General features: G+C 39.5%; 2 protein-coding genes and 1 pseudogene. 2 read left to right on the forward strand and 1 reads right to left on the reverse strand.

Going from position 1 to position 2,559, the window contains the following annotated elements; all coding sequences use genetic code 11:
• Window positions 1-203 precede the first annotated feature (203 nt).
• Window positions 204-761 carry a hypothetical protein gene (locus tag BLU87_RS17025; RefSeq protein WP_092351040.1) on the forward strand — a complete coding sequence of 186 codons (558 nt, stop codon included), beginning with the start codon at window positions 204-206 and terminating at the stop codon, window positions 759-761.
• Between the two features lie 291 nt (window positions 762-1,052).
• Here BLU87_RS17025 and BLU87_RS17030 read toward each other — a convergent pair.
• Window positions 1,053-1,328: pseudogene (locus BLU87_RS17030) on the reverse strand (IS110 family transposase); the annotation flags it as partial.
• Between the two features lie 150 nt (window positions 1,329-1,478).
• On the opposite strand from BLU87_RS17030, the gene BLU87_RS17035 reads away from it, so the two are divergent.
• Entirely contained in the window at window positions 1,479-1,865 is a 387-nt protein-coding gene (locus BLU87_RS17035) for a hypothetical protein (RefSeq protein ID WP_139167627.1), read from the forward strand.
• The last annotated feature ends 694 nt before the right edge of the window (window positions 1,866-2,559 follow it).

Consider the following 2,559-nt stretch of genomic DNA (forward strand, 5'->3'; position numbering starts at 1 on the left):
TTCATAATGCAGGCTCCTTTCTTTGAGGGTTTGTCTGTTACTCAAAGGATAGCGGATGGTCCGTTATCTGTGGAGGGGGCCTGCACTAGTATCAATGCAATCAACGCGGACGGAATATACGGCTACTATTTGATTCGAATAATTTGGTGGTATGCGTAAGTCAGCCTGTCGCCGGTTATCAAAAACGTTAAGGGGAGATACAAATGCGTCCTATTTTTACTATTCATGCTGGAGAATTTCTCGTTGGAGAATATATCGAAAAGAATTTCCCCGAATTAAATGTTTGGATTCCAACGAAAGATACTGGGATTGATCTCCTAGTCACAAATAAGAAAAACTCATCAAAATCAGTTTCTATACAAGTCAAAATGTCCCGTGACTATAAGCCCGAACACGCCACTAATGACTTTAGTCGCAAACTTCTTGCTGGAGGATGGCTGAATCTTGCACATGACAAAATCGAGAAATCTCCAGCAGATTTCTGGGTGTTCATTCTCGTTTCGCATGAACGAAAAATGAAATCACAATTTATCATTATTCCTCCATCGGTTTTACTTAAACGCTTAGTTGGTATCCATGGAAAATCGAAGAGATATAATTTCTACCCTTGGGTTTTAGATAGTGGGACGACCCTGCAAGGGCGCGGATTGTCAAAAAAAGACAAAAAAGATCTAGCTACTGGTTCCTATTCATTGGGTGATCGAGATCTTTCTCAATACTTAGGGAACTGGTCTCCCCTAGAAGAGATAAGGATCCCCTAACAAAGAAATTAACTGGAGGGTTGATACTGCTCTGTTTTAATCTGAATAAATCAGTGGTTCGCATCGATTACGTCGCCACCGGTTATCAAAACCGTTATATGTCAAGATAGCTATGAAATCCGATAAAATGTTAACAAGATACATTTCATTTACCAAATTGATTTCAACTATCGAACAGGGATTGTTTATTCCTAAAGCCACTTTATTTGAAGATGAATTCGAGGGTGTTTTAGATTGTTTCGATGAACAAGATGATACAGCGCATGTGATTTCTCGAAGAGAAATTAGATCATGAATCGCACGCATGTAGAGCGCATGACCCAGAACAATGTCGACCCCCTCATCAGCACAAAGATCGACCAGCCAATACTAGGAGAACATGCACTCACAGCCGACAACAAGACGTTCGCGATAAGGTTTGATCAGACGTAAGAATGCTTTCGGTTTGGTGAAAATGTTCTTATGAACCACCATTTCACCGACAGAATTGAGGATACAGACATACATGGCATCGGCATGAAGATCGATACCACAATAAAAATGATGCTGTTTGGTGTAGAATCTCATAATGCAGGCTCCTTTCTTTGAGGGTTTGTCTGTTACTCAAAGGATAGCGGATGGTCCGTTATCTGTGGAGGGGGCCTGCGCTAGTATCAAATCAACGCAGCCAACCACTGACGCGTCGGCTGATTGAGACATCATACAAAGAAAGGAAACATGATGAAGTTTACATATCTATCAATATTTTTCTTTTTATGTTTTCCATATATGAGCATGGCTGAATCTACGCAACGTTATGTCGCACCACCTATCGATTCAACTACAGCGTATGTCCCAATAATTTCTGATGAAGAAATGGAAAAGTGTGTCAAGTTATATAACGAAGCAAAATGGATTTCAGAAAAACTAGAGACAACTTATGTTGATAACTACAATGAAAAATCAGTAAAATCTTACAATAAAATGGTTGAGCAGAATAGAGCAATGCTAAGCAAATTTAATACATATTGCGCGGGTAAAAGATCTTATTCTGCGTGCAAAGCTGCTCAAAAATTAAATAAAGAACAAGGGTTGCCTTACCAAAAGTGTGTAGTTGATAAATAAGTCTTGTGGTAATCCCACCTAAGTGTAGGATTTTGTTTCTTACTGCCGCTTGGTGAAACCGGTAAAACAGTCAAAGGGTAAAAGCTTTAGGGCCTGCTTGCAATAAGATTGCGAAAGGCAACCTGGATCCTTTTGCGGAAGTAGTATGTTATGATTTAGTCGTGTCCCCCCCCCACACAAAACGGAAATGATAAATTGCATTTTCAGTCTATTAAGGATTTTTCTGTATCCAGGGTGTGTCGAAAAACCTTACAATTGATGTGAATAATTTTGTTGGGTAACTGGGTCTCTTCTTATGGGGGGTAGTTAAGTCTAAAAATATAGTAGCTACAAATAGTGCTGTTTGGTTGCGTTTTAGTTGCGTATTAACACAAATAATCAGGATTTATCTGCTATTCATGAAAAATAAAATCAATAATAATAGGTACTTATGATGGTGCGTAGAGTCTCCCCTTCGGCACCAAAAAAAATAAGGGAATCAGCTTCTTAGCTGGTTCCTTTTTTAGTTTTTATGTGTACCACAGGTGTTCCACCCCTCTCAAACCCTTTTCATTCGAAGAAAACAGGTATAATTATCCTCTGGTTGGCTGCTGGGATTGTCCTTTTTGAGAATAAGCCAGTTCCAGCCTCGAGCGTGAGTTTTTTGGACGTCAAGAACTGGGTCTACACCAAAGAAAGGGGATGGACAAATATC

Origin of the sequence: Desulfuromusa kysingii, from assembly GCF_900107645.1 — a bacterium.
Classification (GTDB): domain Bacteria; phylum Desulfobacterota; class Desulfuromonadia; order Desulfuromonadales; family Geopsychrobacteraceae; genus Desulfuromusa; species Desulfuromusa kysingii.

Coding starts and splice junctions, on each gene's coding strand:
- BLU87_RS17025 (WP_092351040.1), top strand. CDS start 204: ATGCGTCCTATTTTTACTATTCATGCTGGAGAATTTCTCGTTGGAGAA.
- BLU87_RS17035 (WP_139167627.1), top strand. CDS start 1,479: ATGATGAAGTTTACATATCTATCAATATTTTTCTTTTTATGTTTTCCA.